The organism is Nitrosococcus watsonii C-113 (genome assembly GCF_000143085.1).
GTDB classification, from domain to species: domain Bacteria; phylum Pseudomonadota; class Gammaproteobacteria; order Nitrosococcales; family Nitrosococcaceae; genus Nitrosococcus; species Nitrosococcus watsonii.
The window spans coordinates 3,206,017-3,229,340 of record NC_014315.1; the positions used below are offsets into that span (position 1 = coordinate 3,206,017).

18 protein-coding genes are annotated in these 23,324 nt (G+C 46.8%); 7 read left to right on the top strand and 11 right to left on the bottom strand.

The window, feature by feature from the left end; all coding sequences use genetic code 11:
• Nucleotides 1-129: 129 nt before the first annotated feature.
• The 4 genes from NWAT_RS14655 to NWAT_RS14670 all read right to left on the bottom strand — a co-directional run bounded on the left by NWAT_RS14655 (nucleotide 130) and on the right by NWAT_RS14670 (nucleotide 4,697).
• Nucleotides 130-1,629 carry a cbb3-type cytochrome c oxidase subunit I gene (locus tag NWAT_RS14655; protein WP_013221808.1) on the bottom strand — a complete coding sequence of 500 codons (1,500 nt, stop codon included), beginning with the start codon at nucleotides 1,627-1,629 and terminating at the stop codon, nucleotides 130-132.
• A 38-nt stretch (nucleotides 1,630-1,667) separates the two neighbouring features.
• A complete protein-coding gene (locus NWAT_RS14660) occupies nucleotides 1,668-2,198 on the bottom strand; it encodes a cupredoxin domain-containing protein (protein ID WP_013221809.1) in 531 nt (176 codons plus the stop codon).
• A 387-nt stretch (nucleotides 2,199-2,585) separates the two neighbouring features.
• The gene (locus NWAT_RS14665; RefSeq protein ID WP_232420156.1) at nucleotides 2,586-3,146 is read right to left on the bottom strand and encodes an FMN-binding protein; all 561 of its coding nucleotides are present in this window, start codon (nucleotides 3,144-3,146) and stop codon (nucleotides 2,586-2,588) included.
• Nucleotides 3,147-3,224: 78 nt separating this feature from the next.
• Nucleotides 3,225-4,697, bottom strand: a complete 1,473-nt coding sequence (locus NWAT_RS14670) for a hypothetical protein (RefSeq protein ID WP_013221811.1) — start codon at nucleotides 4,695-4,697, stop codon at nucleotides 3,225-3,227.
• A gap of 824 nt (nucleotides 4,698-5,521) precedes the next feature.
• Here NWAT_RS14670 and NWAT_RS14680 point away from each other — a divergent pair.
• Entirely contained in the window at nucleotides 5,522-5,923 is a 402-nt protein-coding gene (locus NWAT_RS14680) for a DoxX family protein (RefSeq protein WP_013221812.1), read from the top strand.
• A 41-nt stretch (nucleotides 5,924-5,964) separates the two neighbouring features.
• On the opposite strand, the gene NWAT_RS14685 is transcribed toward NWAT_RS14680, so the two are convergent.
• Nucleotides 5,965-7,455: a R3H domain-containing nucleic acid-binding protein gene (locus NWAT_RS14685; protein WP_013221813.1), complete on the bottom strand. Its 1,491-nt coding sequence runs from the start codon at nucleotides 7,453-7,455 to the stop codon at nucleotides 5,965-5,967.
• A 250-nt stretch (nucleotides 7,456-7,705) separates the two neighbouring features.
• Between NWAT_RS14685 and NWAT_RS14690 the strand changes: the two genes are divergently transcribed.
• The 3 genes from NWAT_RS14690 (at nucleotide 7,706) to NWAT_RS14700 (ending at nucleotide 13,394) form a co-directional block, all read left to right on the top strand.
• Nucleotides 7,706-8,041 carry an STAS domain-containing protein gene (locus NWAT_RS14690; protein WP_013221814.1) on the top strand — a complete coding sequence of 112 codons (336 nt, stop codon included), beginning with the start codon at nucleotides 7,706-7,708 and terminating at the stop codon, nucleotides 8,039-8,041.
• 13 nt (nucleotides 8,042-8,054) lie between these two features.
• Nucleotides 8,055-8,480 (top strand): ATP-binding protein, encoded by a 426-nt coding sequence (locus tag NWAT_RS14695; protein ID WP_013221815.1) that lies wholly within the window; start codon nucleotides 8,055-8,057, stop codon nucleotides 8,478-8,480.
• A 141-nt stretch (nucleotides 8,481-8,621) separates the two neighbouring features.
• Nucleotides 8,622-13,394: an NAD-glutamate dehydrogenase domain-containing protein gene (locus NWAT_RS14700; protein ID WP_232420157.1), complete on the top strand. Its 4,773-nt coding sequence runs from the start codon at nucleotides 8,622-8,624 to the stop codon at nucleotides 13,392-13,394.
• A gap of 181 nt (nucleotides 13,395-13,575) precedes the next feature.
• Here NWAT_RS14700 and NWAT_RS14705 read toward each other — a convergent pair whose 3' ends face one another.
• Nucleotides 13,576-15,852, bottom strand: coding sequence for a SpoIIE family protein phosphatase (locus NWAT_RS14705; RefSeq protein ID WP_013221817.1), 2,277 nt, complete (start codon nucleotides 15,850-15,852; stop codon nucleotides 13,576-13,578).
• 327 nt (nucleotides 15,853-16,179) lie between these two features.
• Here NWAT_RS14705 and NWAT_RS14710 point away from each other — a divergent pair, with 327 nt between their 5' ends.
• The 3 genes from NWAT_RS14710 to NWAT_RS14720 all read left to right on the top strand — a co-directional run bounded on the left by NWAT_RS14710 (nucleotide 16,180) and on the right by NWAT_RS14720 (nucleotide 19,630).
• Entirely contained in the window at nucleotides 16,180-17,370 is a 1,191-nt protein-coding gene (locus NWAT_RS14710; RefSeq protein WP_013221818.1) for a PQQ-dependent sugar dehydrogenase, read from the top strand.
• Nucleotides 17,371-17,712: 342 nt separating this feature from the next.
• Nucleotides 17,713-18,876 (top strand): inositol-3-phosphate synthase, encoded by a 1,164-nt coding sequence (locus NWAT_RS14715; RefSeq protein WP_013221819.1) that lies wholly within the window; start codon nucleotides 17,713-17,715, stop codon nucleotides 18,874-18,876.
• A gap of 157 nt (nucleotides 18,877-19,033) precedes the next feature.
• Nucleotides 19,034-19,630, top strand: a complete 597-nt coding sequence (locus NWAT_RS14720) for a CDP-alcohol phosphatidyltransferase family protein (protein ID WP_232420158.1) — start codon at nucleotides 19,034-19,036, stop codon at nucleotides 19,628-19,630.
• Nucleotide 19,631: 1 nt separating this feature from the next.
• Here NWAT_RS14720 and NWAT_RS14725 read toward each other — a convergent pair whose 3' ends face one another.
• The 5 genes from NWAT_RS14725 to NWAT_RS14740 form a co-directional block, all read right to left on the bottom strand.
• Entirely contained in the window at nucleotides 19,632-20,999 is a 1,368-nt protein-coding gene (locus NWAT_RS14725) for a pyridoxal phosphate-dependent decarboxylase family protein (protein WP_013221821.1), read from the bottom strand.
• A 178-nt stretch (nucleotides 21,000-21,177) separates the two neighbouring features.
• On the bottom strand, nucleotides 21,178-21,360 hold the full coding sequence (locus NWAT_RS16880) for a hypothetical protein (RefSeq protein WP_157679956.1): 183 nt from the start codon (nucleotides 21,358-21,360) through the stop codon (nucleotides 21,178-21,180).
• A 78-nt stretch (nucleotides 21,361-21,438) separates the two neighbouring features.
• The gene (locus NWAT_RS14730) at nucleotides 21,439-22,092 is read right to left on the bottom strand and encodes a hypothetical protein (protein ID WP_013221822.1); all 654 of its coding nucleotides are present in this window, start codon (nucleotides 22,090-22,092) and stop codon (nucleotides 21,439-21,441) included.
• A gap of 8 nt (nucleotides 22,093-22,100) precedes the next feature.
• Entirely contained in the window at nucleotides 22,101-22,724 is a 624-nt protein-coding gene (locus NWAT_RS14735) for a hypothetical protein (RefSeq protein WP_013221823.1), read from the bottom strand.
• Between the two features lie 132 nt (nucleotides 22,725-22,856).
• Entirely contained in the window at nucleotides 22,857-23,300 is a 444-nt protein-coding gene (locus NWAT_RS14740; RefSeq protein ID WP_041351071.1) for a PAS sensor domain-containing protein, read from the bottom strand.
• Between the last annotated feature and the right edge of the window lie 24 nt (nucleotides 23,301-23,324).

Here is a 23,324-nt window from a genome sequence, read left to right on the forward strand (position 1 = left end):
AGTATAAAAACCTGATAGATAAAAGCGGCGCGCTTCCTTAATTAATAAAGAAACGCAGCCGCTATTCACACTAATTTTATGATTATCAGATGCTTATCTCTATCTAAATCTAGATTCGCCTGCTACCTTTTAGTGGGCGGGTGCGAGCGCGGGATCAGGAGCTTTCGGAAGCACGGTAAGCACACGCAAGGTAAATAGCAAAACACCCAGTATTACTAATATCGCGCCCCAAGTACTCCACTGTGCATAGGGAACCCATTCTTCTAAATGAACTGCCCAACGACGGGGAACCCCGTTAGCACCACTCGTTAGAAAGCCTCCTACGAACAACAAGGCGCCTCCCACAAAGCTGTAAAATCCCAACTGCTCGATCAAAGGTGGTTTTTCTCCTTGAGAACCATTGGCTCCATTAAGAAGGTAAAAAGTAAAGCCAAAAATCATCGGCAACACGCCTAGCAGTAAATAAAAGTGGAAGTGGCCTGGCACCCACATGGTATTGTGTAAGACCCGGTTAAAATCCACCATGGAATCAACAACTGCCGGAATACCTCCCGCAGCCCAGCCAAATATGGAAAGCATCAGCAGCTTGGCAGAAGTGTTCCACTGAATTCCCGAGCGATACACCAACATCAGAGCGCCATAGCCCGTCACCACCATCACCGGCAAACCACTACTATAGGAAAGCACCTGAGCACCAACCATAGCCCACCCGGGCATGGGAAAATCCATGTACAGATGATGGGGATAGACGCTCATCACCATGAAAACGATGGCAAACCAAGCAGCATAAAACACCTTCGAGGTCTTATAAGGACGGCCGGTAAAACGGGGCAACAGTTCATAGATGGCTGCTACCGCAGAATAAATGGCCACATTAATGATCACGTGACCGAAGAAATAGATTAAGTTCTTGACCAATAGGGCGTCAGGCTTAAATTCTGGATTATAAAGGTTGACCAGCATCATCACCAATACCACGGCTCCCGCCGCAATACCGATAAAATCGACGATAAGCACCATGGTTCCCGCGACCACGGTTGCCGGATGGTAGGGGTCCAGCGGCTCTTTACCAAACAGTTGGGGCAATCCCAGTGCCCGCCCTAAACTGCCGTAGCTAGAAAGAATGGCTCGGCCAAAATCCAAAAGAAGAATCAGAAACCCGGTGCCAATGATGAGCAAGCCTAGCAAAAATGCCGCAGCCGCTCCGGTGGACCAAGCCCCCATGGAAATACCCGGCAAAGGGTATAAAAACGTCCAGGCGCCACCATACTTGCCGAGAAATATGGAGCCCAAAATAATGACCACACCGGTAAGAAAGATACCAAAATTAAGCCAGAATATTTTGGTGCTTAACGGCACATATTGGCGCAAAAAATACCATAACACCGCCATCCCACCAATTGCTGCCGTGCCGACCATGCCAGCGCCATGGACCGTCATAAATTGGTAAAAAACGTCCGCTCCTATCGGCGCCATATTACCTTGGGCAGCACGCAGCGTCGCGCCTGCCAGCATCATTAACAAGAAAACCAGAAACCCGGCAATCAGATGGGCTTTTACCGCCACCAGTGCGGCCTGATTCTCCGCTTCGCTATAACTAATTTTTTTATCTAATGTTGTTGTGCTCATGACCGTCTCCGCTATTCTCTCCTCTATGTTTCAAAAGCCTAGCTGGCAGCTTCCACCTTCAATTCACTCATCATGACGTGATGTGCCAAGCCACAATATTCCAGGCAAAAAATACGGTACTTACCGGGTTCATCAAATGTATGGATTAACTTGTTAGTATAGCCAGGCATGGCCTGAACTTGGGCAACGAGTTCCAAGTTTTCATTATAAACCCCAAAACCGTGATTGACATCAGCTCCCACGACCCGAAATTCCACAGGCTTACCCGCAACAACGGTATCAGTACTCATCGTCCAATACCACTGATGTCCGCTGACATCGACTTGCTGATAATCGTCACTGGAATAAGTTTTAGCTTGAGGGGGAATGGGAAAGGGAATCAGCGTTCCCAAGGTAAAAGCAGTCCCTAAAATAATTAGAAAAATAAACCACTTACCGCGAAAGCTATACCACTTACCGCTAAAAGTCGAATACTCCTCCCGGAGCTTAGAATTACTAATAACAAAATAGAACACTCCAAGAAGCAACACTGTGCCGAGGAGTGTTATATACGAAGCGATTGATTGCATTGTGCTTATCCTTCCTCATAGAATCGGTCAGAATCTGAAAACATATATTTGATATAGTTCTTTGTCAACTAAGGCGAGGGAATAAATTCAATATGCTTTCCCGGGGCTTTATGGCTGGAATTAATGGTTATTTTAAAGTTTACTATCGTTAGCTGGATCTAATTGGCTTGCAACGTTAACCTATTTGCCAGCCTTAGCCTGCCCACCGTAAGTATGAGAGAAAGCCGCTACCGTGTCTATCTCAAGATAAACCAGGGAACGGTAACAGTAGCAAACAGGGATTATCAAAAGCGCCTGGCCCACCGCTGGTATGGAGCCGCCATCTCATACTCTATTACGGACGAAAGCGCCTAAAAGAAGTTGTTGACGCCAACGGAGGTTTGTTCTTCAATGGGCTTTTTCTTTAATGGCAACCTGATAAATGGCCAACACTTTACGGGCGCTACTCACTGCCGCCCGCGAGCTCAGGGTAGCGCCGGTGATACCTTGGATTCCATAATTAAGATTAAGCTCAGTGAGCTGGCGTTGGTAAAGCTGTGCAAACCAACGTTGCGGCGGCTGATATTCCGGAGGCTCATGGAAAGCAAGCGTGTAAATTTTATCCAGTTCGCCGCTAGGGGTAAGAATAACCAACAAGGTTTCCGGTTTAGTACGTACCGTGTGGGACTCAATCGCCGCATAGCCAAGGAGCTCGCCTTCATTTCGTCCCACATAAAAGGTAAACAGTTTAGATTCCAGCTTAACCCGGGCAAGCCGCTCGATTTCTTCTACTTGGGATTCAGTCAAAAATAGAGACAATATCTCGACTTGGGCTTCTTTGCCAAAAGCCAGCTCCAACGCCTCTTTTTTACCGTAATAAATGGTACCAATAGCGTTTCTCGTTACAAGGACTACTATTATTGCCCCTGCTATGAGAAAAAAATGCCTCCCCTTTTTAAATGCTTTCATAAATCTTGATATAGGCATGACAGGACCCATGAAAATGGGCCCTGCACAATACGATAGACAAAAATAATACCTTTAACACTAAAAAATAAACCCAAGCCCCAGATTAAACTCATCAGCAGCGGAAGGGTTGCTATCTCTACCTACGAAGTTACGATAATCCGCCTTAATGACCACATTGGGAATAGGTTTGTAGTTGATTCCCACCTGGTAGATATCCTGATTGATACCGCCTTTATCCGAAAATCCTGCTGGAGCGCTGGCAATAGTATTCAGTTGCTCAAAGCGGAAGAAGGGAGCCAAGTACTGGATAGTTTCCGGCCACACCAACGGTAACAAATTATAAGCCAGCTCCGTATACCAGCCAAAATTGCTCTTACCAATGGTTTCCCCCTTGGCGGCACTAAGCGCTTCGGCATCACCGATATGTCCCCAGGCCCCTAGAGCCCGGAGCCACCAGCCTCGATACTGCCACTGGAGGTGGCCCTCATAGAGCTGAGTGAAGACATCCAGATCTTGCCCTGCATAGCTTTGATCCTGGCCCGAATTGCCCACATAGGCGGAGCCGCCAAAGGAAAGCCCAAGCATCGCCGGAGGCGAGTACTCCAAACGGCCCACAAAGGCCAAATCTTCCGCTAAAGCTTTACTGCCGGCCTGGCGACCGTCGCGGATACCTCTGGAGCTGAATTCTTCGGCATTCAAGCCATTCACTCCATACATAGTATAGGTTAATCCCGGCCAGAGCTGACCAAAAAGACCCACCCCATTCTCGTGCCAGGTGCTGGGAATAATTCGCTGTTCGACTTCGGGACGCTTATTGCCGAAAAAGAAGGGCGGTTCATGAATAAGGTTGATAAACCCCATAGGAAGCAACAGCATGCCAGCCCGGACATTGAACCGGGGATCAATGAAAAAATCGAGAGAAGCAAACTCGACAGAAACTTCGCCCTTCTCCTCATCCCCTTCCCCGGTAGTGCCATGTTCAAATTCGATTTCGCTATTAAACAATATCCTATCGGTGAATTTATAACCGACATAGAGCACCACACGCTCTAAATCAGCATTATCCTTTCCATCCCCATTCACAAAGTTTTGGTAGAGAGCGTTGCCATAACCACCAATGGAAAGCCCTTTACCAGCTTGGTAAACTTTAGAAGCTGCCGGCCCAAAACCGTACATGCTTTTATACTTGAACTCTTCGGGAATGTGCATCGCGGTCCGCAGGCTTTCTACCGCTTCAGCGAGAACACCCGTTTTGTGTTCCAACTCCTTAACCTGAGCTTTTGTCTCCGTATTCTCCTCAGAAGCAGAGGTTGCTGTTTTTGGAGATTCTTTAGTGCTCTCCGATGCTTCTTTAGAAACCTCTGGCTGAGCTTCCTCTTCTACGGGTTGGGATTTCGCTTTGAGTGCTTCAATTTCCTTTTGCTGCTGCTGAATGATCCGCCACATTTCTTCCATGGTTTGTGGCATTTCCTCCGCCGCCTTCAGGGGCAAGTTTGCAGCCAATGTGAGCGCGGCTAACCCAACCCTCACTAAGCTTTTCTTCTTCCTCACTTAATTTTATCCTCTCTTGAAAACATTACAGTGGTAGCCGAAAAAAAGGTGGCATAGTTAACATAAGATAAGATTAAAATGCAAATTATTATTAATTAACACTTTAACTTGTTAACTAAAATGCTAGAATAGTTAAGGAATATGGCGTATTGGGTTAGCAACTAAATTTGTAAAAATTGCCCTAATCTTAATGCGCTGGAAAAGCGCTCTGCCAGCCGCAGGAGAAACTCCTCTCTCCAGAAAACCCCAAACACCGACTACTCAAATGGGCATCAGAGAAGACCATCCTTAAAGATACGAGGCTAAGCCGGTCCTTGGCTTGAGGGCACCTTCATCCGACTCCCGTCCAATACTATGGATGGGTATAACCGCTAGCTTTTCACTAAGGATCAGAACTGAACTAAAATGCTCAGCCAAAAAGGAAAAATGCCAGGAATTGGCGCACCCTCTAGCCACGTCTCATCCCTACTTCTAGTATTAGAAATTGGGCCTTGGAGTGTTGCCGGAAATTGGAAAAACATAAAACTCCGGATAATGGCCGCTTTTACGGGCTTTGCCTCGTACCCAGGGGGTACTCAGGAAAACCAGGGAACGAAGGTAGAGACTCCGCAAACAGAATACAGGCTCCTCAACGGCAAGTAGTCTGGATCGGCCCTGGCCTGGTGGCTCTCCTTAAATACCACACTTCCAACCAACCGTTAGCCCAAGTTTTGCGGCATGTTCAGAATTATTATTTTATTTAATAAGATAATAGGGTAGATTAATAAAAACTTGAGAAAAACCGTATAAACCGTAAACAGAATGGAAAAAGGATAACGCTTATTATGAGTATACATTGGGGGATGGCCGATGATTTCGGTAAATTGATTTTGCGACTCACTCTGGGTATTCTGGTACTGCTCCATGGGATCAGCAAAATCACCCATGGTATTAGCGGGATCGAAGGCATGCTGCAAGGAATAGGCCTGCCAGCTTCCATCGCCTACGGGGTTTATATCGGCGAAATACTGGGCCCCATTCTTTTGTTGCTGGGTTGGTATGCTCGCCTTGGCGCTGCAATAATTGCCATTAACATGCTCTTTGCTCTTTTCTTGGCCCATCGCCCAGAGTTTTTTAATCTGACTCCTAACGGCGGCTGGGCTTTGGAACTGCAAGGCATGTTTTTATTGACCGCCCTGGCCTTAATTCTAACGGGCCCTGGCCGGTTTAGTCTCAATAATCGCTAGCAGCCGAAACTAGGCGCTATTCTGGTTCCAGGGTAGCGCCATCAAACCGGATAAATAATTAAATGGCGTTGAGGCTCGCTACCTACGCTCTCCGCTAAGAGATGATGGCGGACCGCAAGGCGGTGCTGCAATTCCCGTATTGCTGCAGTGCGGGGCTGCAAAGTAGCCGTCACACCCTCCTTCATCACTCGCTTAATAGCCGCTTCAGCTTCACTCACGGCGATATCCACCTCGTCCTTCGGAACTCCATGAAGGATATTAAGCACATTCTGCAACAAACGTCGAATTTGAGCAGTAGTATTCTTTTTTACGACGTAAAGGGGCACCCGAGTCACTTGCAGTAGCCGCCGTAAACGGGCATCTTCCGCCCGGGAGCGGAGCGCTATAATAAAATCAGCTTGCTCGGGATTTTTGACCGCCCGGGCTTCCAGCCGCAAATCACGGATTACCCGCTCTACCGTATCGCGGCTCAAGGCGTAGGGATGAATGCGAATTAGCCCTGCCTGGTTTTCTACCGAGACTGGCTTGGCCGATTCTGGGAGAGGGGACTTTTCGGGGCTAAGAATCTCTTCCCCCTGGGGTGAGCGCCGTATGCCGCCAGGGTCAAGACCCCGGAGCAATTTATCTACGGCACTGGCCGTATCAGGATGGACCATCATTATCTCACGATTAACGATCTCTACCACAGCATTAAAGGTAGGAAGGGCTTTACGCTCCCGAATGGTTTTCTGAGTTCTCCGCAGTCGAGCTTCATCGTCGCCTAAGGTAACGACCTGGACTCCCCCGATTAAATCGGCCAAAGTAGGATTCATCACCAGATTTTCTAGCGTATTGCCATGGGCAGTACCAATTAATTGTACGCCCCGCTCGGCGATAGTTCGGGCTGCCATGGCTTCGCTCGTGGTCCCAATTTCATCCACGACAATGACCTCCGGCATATGGTTTTCCACCGCTTCAATCATGACTCCATGCTGCTGCTCAGGATGAGCCACTTGCATCCGCCGGGCGCTACCAATAGCCGGGTGGGGAATATCTCCATCGCCCCCAATTTCATTGGAAGTATCGACAATGACCACCCGCTTGCCAAATTCGTCGGCTAACACCCGGGCGATCTCCCGTAAGCGTGTGGTTTTGCCCACTCCCGGCCGTCCCAGAAGCAATAGATTGACCTCCCGTTCAATGAGATCTTGGATAAAATCAATTGTTCCCGCAATGGCCCGCCCTACCCGAAGGGTTAAGCCAATAATTTCTCCACGCCGGTTGCGTAAACAGGCGATGCGGTGCAAAGTCCCCTCAATACCAGCCCGGTTATCTGCGCTAAATTCCCCAACCAAAGCAACGACTCGCTCTAAATCTGCTGGACTCACGGGGTCCGTAGTTAAATTAACTGCTCGCCCAGAAAATCGGGCCTGAGGAGGACGACCTACATCCATGATAACTTCCAAAAGCTGATGCGTGGGCAACCCCTGTAAGGCAGCACGCAAAACTGGCGGTAAGACTGCCAGAAGGGATTGTAAATCAGCGTTAAACATTTTTAAATTCAATAAATTACACTTGATTATTGAGAATCAAATAAGACCTAAATGCTCTTCTAAGGTTCCCTATTCAACCTCCCAGTGCCAAAGCTCATCCTGAACGACAAAATTAATGGAATCAGAAAGATAGTATACCCAAGTATAATTTTCTATAATTTGGCGCTATAGTTATATTAATCAGCCGCTTCTCCTTCCATGTAGTTTTAATTTATAGAGAGGAGGCCATTCTTCCAATACGGAGATAGCTATGAATCTACACATGGAAAAAATTAACGGGTCGATTATCCTTTATATCAAGGAAAAACGTCTCGATGCCCATAACTCAGGGGAATTAAAGGACCGGATGCTAGAGCTAGGAGAAAATGGAAAAACCCACCTGGTCGTGGACTTAGAAGAAGTCCGGTTTATTGACAGTTCTGGCCTCGGCGCATTGCTATCGGGGCATAAAAACACTACCCTTGGGAATGGAAGCTTCAAATTGTGCGGCCTTCAATCCCAGGTGCAATCGATGTTCGAGCTTACCCGCTTGCATCGGGTCTTTGATATCTATCCTTCCGTTCAGGAAGCTCTCGGCAACAACTAACAGCGAGGTTGCCATGTGTAACGGGGATATTCAGTTAGAGATCAGGGTTCCAAATAAAACCTGTTATCTTGGTTTTATCGGAGATATCGGCGAAAAAATCGCTAACGAGCTAGCACGCTATACAGGCGACCGCGCAGCCCTTGCCTATCATTTAAATTTGGCTCTTACCGAAGCCTTGGTCAATGCAATTGAGCATGGAAATACGGACGATCCGGATCAAACCGTCCGGGTATCCATTCGAGTTTTGCCTGATCAATTATGCATTGAAGTCTACGATCATGGGCAGGGATTTGATCTGGATCAAGTGGGAACGCCTGACCTAGAATACCCGGGGGAACGGGGACGGGGCATTTTTTTAATCAAGTCCATCATGGACTCAGTAAATTATCGGAAAATTAAGGGCGGCAATGTGTTAGAAATGAGGAAAATGCTTGATTGAATTCCTTATTTTTAATCTCCGGCTACCATGACAGGCTGCCACTGTCCTATTGGCAGGCACTTTATTGCTCTTTAAATAAGGAAGAAATACACCAGCGTCTATAATACTAACCTTTCCCTCTATATTCCTATGAAAATCTTTGTGGAAGTCTGTGAATCCCGAACAACCTATAGCGATTACGAACAAAAAAAAAGCGAGCTTCATTCACTTTTAGAGCAGCAAAGTAAAGTCCACGAAAAGCGCTTTCTTAAAGCGCTTGCCACAGTGCTTATTAGCCCTAATTCTTTTTTTCTTTACATCCCCGCTTATCAGGCAGCCTCCTTATTGGCCGATTTTCTTGCCCTCATTGAGACACGCAAGACAGAGGTTGCAACCCATTGTTTTCCTTTTCCGGAGAACACCGGTACATTGTTGCTAATAAGCTCACCCTATACTTCCTATCTGGCGGACTCCCTGGAAGCTTCAAGAGAATCGCAAGATATCGACTTTCATCTCATGGCTTACCATGTCTTAATGATAAAGCGCCGTGGCGGGCAAATCATTGACTTGGGAACAGCTGATAAACCTGGCCCCAAAGAGTTATTGATCCTTCTAAAACTTGAAGAGGTTAGTGGAAAAAAATTCCAAGATTTTACTGCGGCCATTCAAAAAATATTCTCAGAAGCTTTAAAAGTCCAAAGTGATAAGGTAAATATTACCGCCCAGATTAAGCAATTAGAACAGGCGTCTTCTCTCCAAGCATGGAAAAGCTTTTTAAGTTGGTGCCGACAAGGTGCTTTTATTCCATTTGCCTACCATTGCTTTATCGTCAATTCTCAATCCGGTAAAAAATTTGCTGCTCAAGAACAAAATGATAAGCATTTGGGATTACCTTTTGAATCCTTATTAGGATCAACAAAGGAAGAAAACATTTCTCCTTTATCCACCATACTGAGACCTAAAGAAATCCAACGGGAATTACCGGTTCTCGTTCAGAAAACCAGCATAAAAAGTCCCCTTTACCGCCCCGAATACTTAACCTATCTGGGCATCAGAGAACCCTTGGAAGAAGGAAAAAGCAGAGAACACGCTTTTATAGGCTTGTTTTCTGAAGAGACATTCGTAGGCAACGCAATGAACATCCCTGCGTTGCGAGATAAAGTAGAGCAAACTTTAAAACAATTACACCAGCCTACCCTAGGTCACGAATACGATAAACTTATCGAGCTATTCCATTTCTTCCCTAAAGTAGAGTTCTTTTTTATAGGCGAAATGCAATTACAAATTATTGCTCGCTCCTTACTGCCTTTTCTTTACCGCTCAGACACGGTTAAATTACTCATACTTGCAAGCCCTAGCCCTACCCGAATCGCGGCTCTCGTTCTTATTCCCCAAGAACTTTTTAACGAATCCCATTTAAAGGACATAGAAACATACCTTTGCCACGAACTCAAGGCCACTCTTGATAACTCTCAAATTATTAGGGGAACTCACAACCATTATATTGGCTTGTGCTTGACGTTGATTCCCCAAAAAGAAGAAGTATTCATTCCCATTAATCAGTTGGAAAAATCTCTCACCCAGATTGCTAAACCCTGGAATTACAAACTTCAGGTATTGCTAGAGCAGACAATGGGGAAAAAGCAAGGGGAGATTTTATGGAATAAATACCGCAAAGGATTTCTACCGGAATATCAGGCGCTAACTCCACCCCAAGCAGCCCTCCAAGATATCAAGGGGTTAGAGCGCGTCCTAGAAACGGGACAACAATTTATTGATTTACGGGAGTCTCCTTACGAACTACCCAAAGGACGCTATCGTCTTCAGTTTTATAGCCTACAGGAAAGCTTTCTTGATGAGTTCATGCCGGTATTAGAAAATTTAGGCTTAAGAGTCATTGATCAAGTTCGGTTTACCCTTGAAATAGAAAACCGTGGGCTTTTTATTAAGAGCTTTTCTATAAGCGTCGCCAGAGATATAGCCAAGCCGCTTTCTTCTCTGCGCGTTCCTCTTCTGGATGCTTTAGGAACTCTATTTCGTGGTGAAGTTGACGACGATTCCTTAAATGAGCTGTTGGTATTGACGGGGCTTTCCTGGAAGGAAGTCGATATATTCCGCAGCTATCGAAATTATTACTTCCAACTTGGCACGCCTTTTACACACGCCCGTTTTCACCAGTCTCTTAACCATAATCCCCAGGTGGCTTTACTTTTATGCCGCTATTTTGAGGCCCGATTTCGCCCCAACCCCCAGTGGGACGATCCGATGCGGCGGGAAGAGGAAGGATTGCTTCCTATTCGCTTAGAACTGGCTACCGCTCTCAAGTCAGTCACAGATGTCAATGAAGACCGCATTCTACGGACCCTATTTAATCTTATTGATGCTACTGTGCGCACCAATTTTTATCATCGGCAAAAACAAGGAGATTACTTTCTTGCTTTCAAGATTAGTAGCTTAGGCATTATTGATATGCCCGCCCCTAGACCTCTGTATGAAATCTACATTCATTCTGCCACCATGGAAGGGATTCACTTGCGCGGTGGACGGGTAGCGCGGGGAGGACTTCGCTGGTCGGATCGCCCCGATGACTTCCGGACCGAGATCCTCGGATTGATGCACACGCAAATGATGAAAAACTCCCTCATTGTTCCAGTGGGTGCCAAGGGAGGCTTCGTTGTAAAGCGCTCCTTTAGTTCCCGCGAGGAAGGGGCAAAGCTAGCTAAACAGGCCTATATTACCTTTATCCGGGGCCTTCTCGATCTTACTGATAACCGGGAAGGAACCCGGATCGTCCGTCCGCCCAAAGTTGTTGCCTATGACGAAGAGGATCCTTACTTGGTCGTTGCCGCCGATAAGGGCACGGCTCATCTACCTGATACTGCCAATGAAGTCGCTCAGGAGTATCATTTCTGGCTGGGTGACGCCTTCGCTAGTGGAGGCGCTTTTGGCTACCACCATAAGAAATTGGGCATCACGGCTCGTGGTGCCTGGGAGTGCGTAAAGCGGCATTTCCGTGAGCTGGGTCTTGATACCCAAACCCAACCTTTTACCGTTATAGGCGTTGGCAGCATGGATGGGGATGTATTTGGCAATGGTATGCTGCTTTCCCGCCAAATACGCTTGCTAGCCGCGTTCGGGGCCGAGCACATTTTTATTGATCCTGATCCAGACCCGGAGCTTTCCTATAAAGAAAGGAAACGATTATTTGAGCTACCCGGTTCCTCCTGGAATGATTACGATAACACCTTGATTTCCAAGGGAGGAGGCATTTATCTTCGCCGGGCCAAGGATATCCCTCTTTCTCCCCAGGTGCGCCACTGGCTCAAGACGCGGCATCCATTCATGGATGGTGAGGATCTCATTCGTTTACTCCTGACGGCCCCGACTGATCTGCTCTGGTTTGGGGGTATTGGCACCTATGTTAAAGCAAGTATAGAAAAACATATTGATGTGGGCGACCGCGCCAATGATGCGGTTCGGGTCGATGCTTCACAACTACAAGCACGGGTAGTAGGCGAAGGTGCTAACCTGGGTGTTACCCAAAGAGGACGCATCGAATATGCCCTAGGAGGCGGCCTTATCAATACGGATGCCATTGATAATTCCGGTGGCGTAGATCTTTCTGACCATGAGGTTAATCTCAAGATCTTTTTTAATCACTTGAGAGAAAGAAAAGTCATCTCTTCTGAGGAAGAACAAAACCACTGGCTTGAGAAAGTCAAGGAAGAAGTATGCCAGCAGGTATTAACCAACAATTATAGCCAAAGTCTGTGCTTATCCCTTGATCGGGAGCGCTGCCTGCGGGACACTGAGCCTTTTATGGAGCTAGCGGATCGCTTAGAAAACGCTGGCTTGCTCGATCATATTTCCGATACATTTCCCCATCGCAAGGAAGTCCTGGCGCGCCATGGGGAGGGTTTGACCCGTCCCGAATTGGCTGTTTTAATGTCCTATAGCAAGATGCAGCTTTACCAAATTCTTTTAGAGCAGCCAGATATCTTGTCTGAACCATTTCTGCAAGAGTTCGCTGTTAGCTATTTTCCCCGGGCCATAAACGAGCAGTTTGGTAACCATGTATACGATCACCCCTTAGGGAAAGAAATTACAGCGACTATTTTATGTAACACCCTTATTGATCACACAGGATGCACTTTTCTTACCTGGGTAGAAGAATTAAAAGATATTCCTATTGCCCATCACCCAATGGTAGCTTATTTAAGCTTCGATAAAATCCTAGAAGGAAATACGCTTCGTACCCAAATTTATGCTTTAGATACTATCATTCCCGCTTCCCGTCAGTGTGGCTTATTATTAAAATTTGAAGATACACTAGCAAGTTTCTGCCGCTGGACCCTCGCCAATAATAAGCGGATTATTCCCGACGAAAAAACGCTAACTTCGTTCCGCTATTATTTAGAACAATATGAACGATATCAAGAAGAAATTTTAACTGAGTCCGAAAACCAGCCTCTTACAGAAAGGGTAAGGGAGCTTATAGAAGAAGGTTTTTCAGCAAAAATTTCCCGCCGTATCGCTCTCTTGGATCATCTCACAGACTTTCCTTTATTAGTAGATCTCGGCAATACTTCAGGAAAAGAATTTGCTCTCGTAGTGAGTATTTATGAGGCGGTTTCCAATTATCTTGGCTATCCTAAGATAAAAGAAATTTTACCTCAAGTACCCGTGCGTAATCGTTGGGAATATAGAGCGATAATCACACTTAAAGAGCAGTTCGGAACCTATCTATCAAGCTTAACGTTAGCCATACTAGCTACTCCAGAGCACGACATTGCCACTTTTTTCTCCACGGCAAAGCGTCAACAGAGATTATTGCAATACCAAAGATTGTGGGAAGAATTAAGGGAAACTCCACCTACTGAGTTGCTTCCTTTTACGGTGCTGAGCGGAAAGTTAGAAGCCTTAGTTCAGGATTAAACCACATGGTAATTGCTATTACATATTTATGAAAAACATCCTTGAAAGTTCTTCCTTAGAACTAACACGGTGTTTGGTGCCTATTTCGCGAGGCCATCATGTCACCCATGCCCCATTCTTTCCAAACCTGCTTTCGGATCTTGATATCCCATAAGTATTTTTAAAAGGATCTTTAAAAAATTTACATCACTTTTAAAACCACCATAGTGACATCATCCCTAAAATTTTCGCTTTCGCAGAAAGTTTGTAAATTTTTTACAATGACCTTGATAAGTTCCTGTGGTGCCAGATGCCGATGCGCCACAATTACTTTACTTAAACGCTGGATACCAAAAAATTCACCCCGCTTACTCTCCGCTTCTATAATACCGTCGGTATAAAGAAATACGAGATCTCCCTTTTCAAGAAAGGTTCTCTTCTCTTCAAAGGAAACGTCTTTCTTAACCCCAAAAATTAACCCATCTGCTTCTAACTTATTGCATATTGCTTCATTACGACGTAATAGCAAAGGGGGATTATGGCCCGCGCTTGCATAATTAATTCCTCCCGTCGCAATATGGTACTGCATATAGAACATGGTAATGAAATGATCAGCTCCATTTAAGTCTTCATAAAGTGAATCATTTAAAGCAGCAAGAGTATTAGCGGCGGTGAATTTTGATCGCATGTGTGTTTTCAAGGCGCTACGAGTTTCAACCATAAAAAGGGCTGGACCCACAGAATGACCAGAGACATCGGCAATGGTTACATCCACGGTATTATCAGGTTGGCGATAATAATAATCAAAATAGTCTCCCCCCACCTGAGACGCAGGGAGGCAATGACCAACAACCTGGACTTCAGGTAACACCAAGGATTCTGTAGGCAGTAAGGATTCTTGGATTTGCTGTGCAATCCTCAACTCGTTGTGTGCTACCGCAAGGCTTATTTGCGTCCGCCGGATCAATTCCTGGGCTTCAAGCTGTTTGGTAATATCTCGATCAAGACCTCGCCATTTGACGATTTGGCCTCGTTCATCCAGAATGGGTTCACCGCTAGACTCCGTAAAAACTTCACGGCCATCTTTGTGGCGATAGCGACAAACAATGCGAAAGAACCGCTTCCCATCGCGCGAGCTCTTACAAGCTATGCTCTCCTGAGATTCTAGGGTAAAGAACTCGCAGTAATGCTTGCCGAACATTTCCTTAGGTTCATATCCCAGTATTTCCTTAACTGCCCCGCTGCAATAGGTAAAACGCCTGGAGGAATCTTGTTCCCATATCCACTCGCCGGTCATCTTAGCAACCTGGCGAAACCTTTCTTCACTTTCTTGAAGAGCCTTTTCGATTTGTTTACGCTCAGAAATATCTTCCCCAATAGCGAGAAAATGGGTAATCTCACCTTGAGGACTCTTAATAGGTGAAATGTGTTCTAATATCCAATAGATTTCTCCATTCTTTTTTTTGTCTTGTATCTCCCTTCGCCATTCTCCTCCAGAAGTAATAGTACTCCATAGCTGTTGATATGCTTCCGGCGAAGTCTTTCCTGATTGCAGGATGCGTGGATTTCTCCCAATAATCTCTTCTCTGCGGTAACCAGTTAATTCGGTGAATTTAGCATTCACATATTGAATTTTGCCCTCGGTATCGGTAATAGTTACCGCAACTGGGCTCTGCTCCAAAGCCCTAGATAGCCATAACAGATCTTTCTCTCTTTGCTTGCGCCGGGTAATATCGCGGGTAATTATTGCTGCGCCAATAATATGACTTTGGCTATCCCGGATAGGAGAAATGGTAAGAGAAACATGTATTTTTCTGCCATTCTTCCTCTTGCGTACTGTCTCAAATTGTTTAATGCACTCACCGCGCCGAATATGCTGAAGAATTTGCGGTATTTCATCGGCTCGATCAGAGGGCGCGAGAATAGAGATAGATTGGCCGCAAACTTCCTTGGCCATATAGCCGTATATTCGTTCAGCAGCAGCATTCCAGCTTACAATAATGCCATCAAGAGTCTTGCTAAGCATCGCATCTTCGGACGACTCGACAATAGCAGCAAGCCTTTGGGCTACTATTTCCTGTTGCTTGTGCGTAGTAAAGTCGCGAATAACGCCAGCAAAAAGCCGCTGTCCTCCGCGTTGAATCTCGGAAACCGACAGATGTGCGGGGAAAGTGCTGCCATCCTTACGTCGTCCCGTGACCTCGCGTTCAGAACTAACAACTTTCCCACAACCTGTAAGGCATTTATTATGCTCATCTGAGTATTCAGGTATGAGCCTACGCATATTCTGGCCTATCATTTCTTGCTGCCGATAGCCAAAAAAATGTTCAGCGGCAGTATTCGTCAGAATAATGCGCTCTTTTTCACCAAAAACAATGATTCCATCGGCGACATTATTGACCAAAGCCCAAAGTAGATCGCAATTCTGTTCCTCCCTCCTTTTGTTTACTGACGTCTCAGTGTCTTCGCCGATTAACATCAATTAACTCTCCTAACAATAAACATTTATTTTTCAAGCTAAAACAAGCTGCCTCGCCTTCTACCAATGGAAAATACTTTTCACATAAATTTCAAATAGGCATTGATTACTCTTAAGTTCGGCGCTAAAAGACCTTACATTAACCTTCATTGAAATGCCATGAACTTTACTAACGAGTTAGTAGTACTGGAATAGGGGATAATCGAGTCCCTTTGATATTTAAGAGTAAAAAAGCAAACTCCACGGCGGAGTACTTGACTACTAACGCTAACTCTGGCAATGATTCTATTTAATCATTAAGTAAGTTATGCTGTTGAAATAACCGCGGTGGACAAGCACCCAAGAAAGAAAATTTTCTATCGCCTACTCTCTTGCCTGCTGTTTGCCGGTATTGTTCTATGGTTTTTCCTACCCGAACGCTTTGCCATAAATATTCCTATCCGGCTATTTGAAGCAAGTTCCCCCTCAACCACGATTCTTCAGGAGCGCCTACAATTACCTGACGGGTTTATTATCAGACTTTATGCCAGCGATCTTCCAGACATTCGTATGATGCGATTTACGCAGGAAGGCGACCTTTTAGTCAGCTTAGCAAAGGCCGGGGACATCGTTCTACTGGAACGCGATGCTAATGGCGACGGCCAGCCCGAGGACCGCCATACCTTACTAACCCAACTTAACCAGCCTCACGGGATCGGCCTTCATCAAGGCTGGCTCTATGTTGCAGAAACGGATGCCGTAGGCCGCATTCGCTTTGATGCGACAGCTCGTGTTGTTCGTGGAAAATACCAACACATTGCTCGGCTCCCCAGCGGCAGTGGGCACTGGACCCGCACCTTGGGTTTTAGCCCCGATGGCTGGCTCTATGTTTCAGTGGGTTCGAGTTGCAATGCTTGCGAAGAAGCAGATATTCAGCGGGCAACGCTGCTTCGTTTTTCCCCAACCGGCAGCAAGGGTGAAATTTTTGCGTCTGGCCTGAGAAATACGGTTGGTTTTGATTGGCATCCTAGTACGCATCAGCTCTATGGTACGGATAATGGCCGCGACTTCCTGGGGGATGACCTTCCCCCCGATGAGCTAAATCTTATTGAACAAGGTGGATTTTATGGCTGGCCCTATGCCTATGGAGATAAAATTCCCGATCCTAGCTTGGGTCCAGGCCATCAAGAAGCTATTCAAAATAGCATTGCGCCCGTCTATCACTTCGCCGCTCATACAGCTCCCCTTGGCATCACCTTCTTGCGCGGTAAGCAGCTTCCACCCGCCTATCAGGAAGCGGCTTTAGTGGCACTTCATGGCTCCTGGAATCGAACCGAGAAACAGGGCTACGAAATTGTCTCTTTACACTTTAATAAGGCAGGAGAGATCAGCGACCGCAAGTTTGCTACTGGCTTCGAAATAGATGGAAATGTCATTGGGCGCCCAGTGGATGTGGCGGAAGGCCCCGATGGAGCCATCTATATCACCGATGATTTCACAGGCAGCATTTATCGTGTGAGCTATCTATCAAATCCCTAGTCCAACTGAACATCACATACTTTCTCCTATATTTTATAAACCCAACAAATATATAGGAAAAATCGAACTTTTTCATGTGTTTGTCCTCATAATGAGGAACATATTCCTACTTGACTGCAACGGTTTTTCAGCCACACTTAGAAATAATCAAGAAAACTCCCAGTTACAGCCCATGAGCCACCTTATAGCCACTGCAGTTAAATCGCCCCCTTCCCAGCCTCCAAGCCTAAGGGAGCTTTTTCGGCTTGCTGTTTCTGCTTTGGGCGCGGGTATAGCATAGGCTTAATAAATAGCTTGGGATAAAGGTCTGTATTATTAGTATTTTATAGAGGTTGATAGCCAATGAGAAAAATTAAGATTGCTATTATAGGCATGGGTAATTGTGCTAGTTCATTGCTGCAAGGGTTTTACTATTACGCTGATAAAAAATCGGAGGACGCCATCGGCTTAATGCATTGGTCGATCGGAGGTTATAAACCATCAGATATTGAAGTAGCGGTGGCCTTTGATATTGACAAACGCAAGGTAGGCAAAGACATAGCCGAGGCCATTTTCGCCGAGCCCAATTGCACGGCTATGTTTTGCCCAGATATCCTAAAAACCGGCACTAACGTCCAGATGGGAAAAATCCTAGACGGCGTCTCAGGCCACATGAAGGATTATGATCCCAAACATACCTTTATACTTGCCGATGATCCTGAACCGACTCAAGAAGAAGTCGTGCAAGCCTTACGGAGCTCAGGGGCGGAGGTTCTACTGAACTACTTACCGGTAGGTTCGGAGCAGGCAACCCAATTCTATGCGGAATGCGCCCTGGAAGCGGGGATTGCGTTTATCAATAATATTCCTGTCTTTATTGCTAGTAATCCCGCCTGGGCCAGGCGTTTCAAAGAGAAAAACCTTCCTCTTATCGGGGACGATATTAAGGCCCAAGTAGGGGCCACCATTACTCACCGCGCCTTGACTGATCTTTTTAGAAAGCGTGGGGTCAAACTAGAACGGACCTATCAGCTCAATACCGGCGGCAATACGGATTTTCTAAATATGCTGAACCGTCACCGGTTAGCTTCTAAGAAGGAGTCTAAAACAGAAGCCATACAGGCCGTTGCCGCCGAGCGCCTGGACCCGAACAATATCCATGTAGGCCCCAGCGACTACGTTCCCTGGCAAAAAGACAACAAACTCTGCTTTATTCGCATGGAAGGCAAGCTATTTGGGGATGTTCCCATGAATCTAGAATTACGCCTATCAGTGGAAGACTCCCCCAACTCAGCGGGTGTTGCCGTAGATGCCATCCGGTTCGTGAAACTTGCCTTAGAACGTGGCCAAGGCGGCGTATTGCACGCGCCTTCGGCTTATCTCTGCAAACACCCTCCACGGCAATATTCTGATGATGAGGCCTACCGCATGACCGAGGCATTTATCGAAAATAAACTGGTAGACTCCCCCGCGCTTCCTAACATTTACCAAGAAGAAGGAAAATCACCTGTAGCTTCTCGAAGATAGGAGAGGCTTATTCACATATTTAAGATAAAAGCTTTGTCCACCTCAGTAAATAAAGATAAAACAATTAGCCCTCCCCGTGAGATGGGATAAAAGATATTGGCTGTTTTTTCTCCCGCCACATGGACAGTTTAAGTGTTTCTACTAGGGAGGAGATGAAATGATGGAAAAAATCCGTGCTACTGCACAGCAATATTTACATCAAATTTTGGCGCCGGTAGTGCATCTCTTGGCCCGCTCCCGGCTATCCCCCAATCAGGTAAGTATCGCCGGTTTTATCCTTGCCCTAGTGGCGATGGTGGTCTTGCTTGCAGGTTATCCCTTTGCTGCCGGTGTCATATTCCTGCTGGGAAGTAGCTTTGATATTCTGGATGGGGCGCTGGCCCGGCTAGAGAAAAAAAACACACCCTTTGGTGCATTACTTGATTCCACATTGGATCGAATCAGCGAAGGCGCGATACTCATGGCCATTGCCTATCACTTAGCCCTGGAAGGGCAAGCAGCCGCAGTAGCAGTTGTGGTACTAGCCCAGCTTGGCGGGATGCTGACCAGTTACATCCGAGCGCGCGCGGAAGTTTTAGGCATCACCTGTACTATTGGTTGGGTAAGCCGCCCCGAGCGGGTTATTATAATAGGAACTGGTTTAAGCTTTGACCTGCTCATGGAAGCCGCCTACCTCCTCGCTGTGCTCAGCCTATGGACGGCCGGCCAGCGATTCTTTCATGTTTCCACGGCTCTCCACCGCCATAACCCCTAGTTTAAAAATCATTTCTCCCTTCAGCAAGCGCTTCCAGAATAAGTTCAAGCCCTTCGTTTAAGATAGCTTCATGGGTGCGCAGCTGCAGGATACAGATTCTCAGAAAATAGCGGCCACCAACCTCGGTCCCCGTCAACATGATGCGGCGAGGCGCATTAATGCGCTCCAGCAACGCCTGGTTTCGGCGATTTTCTTCTTCCCTGCTGACTCCCTGAAAACGCTGCCGAAAAGCAAAGAGAGAAAGTTCGGGAGGGGCGGCCATCTCCACATCAGGCTCTCGGGAGAGCCGCTGCCAGGCTTGGACAGCCAAGCGGCGCTTTTCGCCCAGCGCCTGGCGAAAAGCAGCCACGCCATGGAGCTTAAAAGGTAGCCACAGGCGCAGGCCCCGCCACTCACGAGAGAGTTCTGGTGACAATTCACAAAAATCCAAATGCTCGCCGCTTTCCTGAGAGGCTGGCATATAAGCCGCTGAGGCGCTAAATGCCCGGCGCAGATTTGCCATATCAGGCATGAGCAGAGCGCCAGTCCCATAGGCTAAAAAGAGCCCTTTATGAGGATCCATCGCCAAGGAATCCGCCCGCTCCATCCCTTTAAATAGGGGTTGCAGCTCCGGTACCATACGAAAAGCAGCCCCATAAGCCCCATCCACATGAAACCAAAGCTCATATTTTGCCGCTACTGCCGCAATCTCAGCTAGAGGATCCACCGCACCTGTGTTTACCGTGCCGGCAGTGCCGCAAACAAAAAATGGCAATAATCCCCGCTCGCGATCTTGACACACAGTTTCCTCAAACAGATCGGCCCGCAGGCGAAGTCTTTCATCGGCTTGAATTGGGCGCAGATTTCTCCCCGGAATACCTGCCACCCTGGCCGCTTTGGCCACCATATGATGCGCCTCGCTGGAATAGTAGACAGTGCCTTTAAGAAGTTGCTCACCCAGGTATTTTTCTCTAGCAGCAACTAGGGCGATCAGCGTTGACATGGAGGCCCCTGAAGTCAAAAGTCCTAGCGATCCCCGAGGAAAACCCATTAATTCCGCCAGCCAACGGAGAAACTGGGTTTCCAATTCAACCGCGGCGGGCGCGGCAGCCCAGATACCCGTATAGCGATTAACGGTGGCGGCAATCAGCTCACCAAGGGCCGAGGAAAATAGCCCGCCCCCTGGGACATAGGCAAGATAGCCGGGACTCGCCGAATTAAAGGCAGCAGGAATGACTTGCTCAAAGATAAAATCCAGCAGTTCTCCAGGCGCACCTGGGGTTTCGGGTATGGGTTCCCGCAGCCAAGAAGCGTGGGGATCAAAGTAGTCAGCAGCTTGGGCAGGCTGCCGGTCTATCGTTGCCACAAAGGCAGCTAGCCGCTGACCCACTTCATCAAGCAGCTTTTGAAGCTGGGCTGGAGAAGGATCTAAAATGGACGATGCCTCGCTCTATCATGCTATGATTCGTCATGGGTTTTCTACTGTTAATTCGCTCACATCAGCGGTATTTTTCCCAATAGGCCACCCCCATATCACCACCGGCTATAGAAAAACGCGCACTCCCTATTTAAGGTGAGGCTCGGCGCGCTTCTAGCCAATAGATCCGCTCCCAGGTCGCTGGAGAGTGAAAGAGCAACTCCCATGCCCATACCGAATCGTTCATCCAGGCACTATATCCATATTCACAACTCTCCCGATCGCGCCAGCAAAGACGGTACTTTATTTGCGGCTCGTTGCCTTGCTCCAACATTCCTATTTCCCCCGCTGTGGCTTCTTAAAAATGTCAAAAGACGGTGTTTTTAACCTACCAACAGAAGAAATGCAAAATTCAAACCACTCTAATATGGCGAATCTTATGGCTTTGAGGCATTCGGTAAAAGCGCCGTAATTCATTAACCAAATAGGAGTTTCTAGGAATAAGAGAATATTTTTCCTCAAGGGAACCGCAGTAGCGCGCCGCAAGACGATTGGCTGCCTGATATCGCTGCTGTTGGATAGTATCGAGCCCATCACGAAGGCGCGTTTCTTCAAACAACATGCGCCGAAGTAAGCGCATATCCGCTATTCCCCGCTGACGATATACCAACGCCGCAGTCAGCACGAACTTATCAATTTCAGCCTGAAGCTCAAGTTCTAGCTGGGTAACCGTGCGCTCATAACCCACGTTCCAAGCAAGATAAAGGAAATGACTCACTCCTTCAAGGACAAACCAAAACTCCGCTAGATTACCATCATGGAGCAATTCGGTTGGATTATCACACACCAGCTGATCAAGCAATTCTTGATTCAGGTATAAAGCGAGATCAAGGTTATCCCCGCCTTGCCGAATCAAAAGCATTTCCATTGCTTGCTCCTTCCCCGCAGCTTCCTCCGTGAGCTTGCGGACCAAAGCGGGGTCTGTCACTAGAAAATCCTCTACCCGGTGATAGGTACGAATATCGTAAATATACTCAAGTTGGGCTTGAAGGGCATTTAAATTCACGATCGACTCTAATGGATGGGGCCAGAATGGTGTGGGTTAATCCCCAAACGTCTCAACTTGTACTCAAGCCGGGGGCTACCTGTTTTTGCCCATAACGCATAGAGACTTAAAATATCATGCTTACTTGGACCGAAAGCGTTTTCGCCCACCTCCGCCAGGACATCGACGAATTGCACGAATTGCTGGGATAACTGTCGAAAAATCGTCGCTAGCGCCCGCTCTCTTGCATTTTGACCTTTCGTATCATAGAGATAAGCATAGGCGCTGCCCCCCATAGCGATATAGTAGTCCACATCCACCAAGCGGCGACGAAAATAGCCTGAAAAAAGCCCCGAGATGAATAAAGCTACATCCCCGAGGCGCTGCAATATAAGTTTACGCTCACTTTGGGAAGCAGCCTCAACGGCAAAGCCATATAACTCCGCCAAGGGTCGCAGGGTAAGCCCTTCCTGGGTATAGTCAAAAACTTTTTCCGAGCGCGAAAAGTCGGTCAAGAGATTAACGAGATAAAAAACCGTTGCCTCATCTGCTTTCACCTGTTGATTGGCGACTGCTTCTTGCAGGGAATCAAAAAAAAAGGGCCGCAATGCAGATCGGGTAACTAAACCTGGGTGCTGACGACTATTGCCCATAGAACCTCTCTCTTTTTTACAGACCTGAAATAATCTTTAGCGTAACATGAGGCAGTTTGTCAAGAAAAACTCTTACATATCAGCACTTAATTATTCCTGCTGCTAAACAGCAATCAGCCATCGCCTACCGCTTTACCTGCCCAGTTCTTTACGGAGCTTTTCTATTTCCTTCGCCGCCAGTATCTGCTTGGTTACATCGTATTGTATGCCTAAAAAATAAATCAGATGTCCCTCTTGATCGAATATCGGATTGATTGCAAGATGATTGTAAAAAAGCTCACCATCTTTTTTATAGTTTTTTAAATCAACCTCAATAGGAACTTGCTTTTGAATCGCTTCCCTAACCCGCCGAGCCCCCTCCTGATCCTTGTCGTTGCCTTGTAAAATACGACAATTTTTACCCAGTATTTCATCTTTTTTATAGCCAGTTATTTTTTCAAAGGCTTCATTAACATAAACAAGTGGGTTATCCTCCTGATCAGGATCGGTTAGCGATACTCCATTTACGCAGGAGTCCAGAATTTGCGATAAAACTCGAGGGATAAGCCCCTCATCTTTTTCAACAATAAAAGGCATAATTGGCATGTTTTTTCCTCCTTC

Coding starts and splice junctions, on each gene's coding strand:
- NWAT_RS14665 (WP_232420156.1), bottom strand. CDS start 3,146: ATGAAAGCATTTAAAAAGGGGAGGCATTTTTTTCTCATAGCAGGGGCA.
- NWAT_RS16880 (WP_157679956.1), bottom strand. CDS start 21,360: ATGTTGGAGCAAGGCAACGAGCCGCAAATAAAGTACCGTCTTTGCTGG.
- NWAT_RS14660 (WP_013221809.1), bottom strand. CDS start 2,198: ATGCAATCAATCGCTTCGTATATAACACTCCTCGGCACAGTGTTGCTT.
- NWAT_RS14695 (WP_013221815.1), top strand. CDS start 8,055: ATGTGTAACGGGGATATTCAGTTAGAGATCAGGGTTCCAAATAAAACC.
- NWAT_RS14715 (WP_013221819.1), top strand. CDS start 17,713: ATGAGAAAAATTAAGATTGCTATTATAGGCATGGGTAATTGTGCTAGT.
- NWAT_RS14740 (WP_041351071.1), bottom strand. CDS start 23,300: ATGCCTTTTATTGTTGAAAAAGATGAGGGGCTTATCCCTCGAGTTTTA.
- NWAT_RS14720 (WP_232420158.1), top strand. CDS start 19,034: ATGATGGAAAAAATCCGTGCTACTGCACAGCAATATTTACATCAAATT.
- NWAT_RS14735 (WP_013221823.1), bottom strand. CDS start 22,724: ATGGGCAATAGTCGTCAGCACCCAGGTTTAGTTACCCGATCTGCATTG.
- NWAT_RS14655 (WP_013221808.1), bottom strand. CDS start 1,629: ATGAGCACAACAACATTAGATAAAAAAATTAGTTATAGCGAAGCGGAG.
- NWAT_RS14705 (WP_013221817.1), bottom strand. CDS start 15,852: ATGTTAATCGGCGAAGACACTGAGACGTCAGTAAACAAAAGGAGGGAG.
- NWAT_RS14685 (WP_013221813.1), bottom strand. CDS start 7,455: ATGTTTAACGCTGATTTACAATCCCTTCTGGCAGTCTTACCGCCAGTT.
- NWAT_RS14680 (WP_013221812.1), top strand. CDS start 5,522: ATGAGTATACATTGGGGGATGGCCGATGATTTCGGTAAATTGATTTTG.
- NWAT_RS14690 (WP_013221814.1), top strand. CDS start 7,706: ATGAATCTACACATGGAAAAAATTAACGGGTCGATTATCCTTTATATC.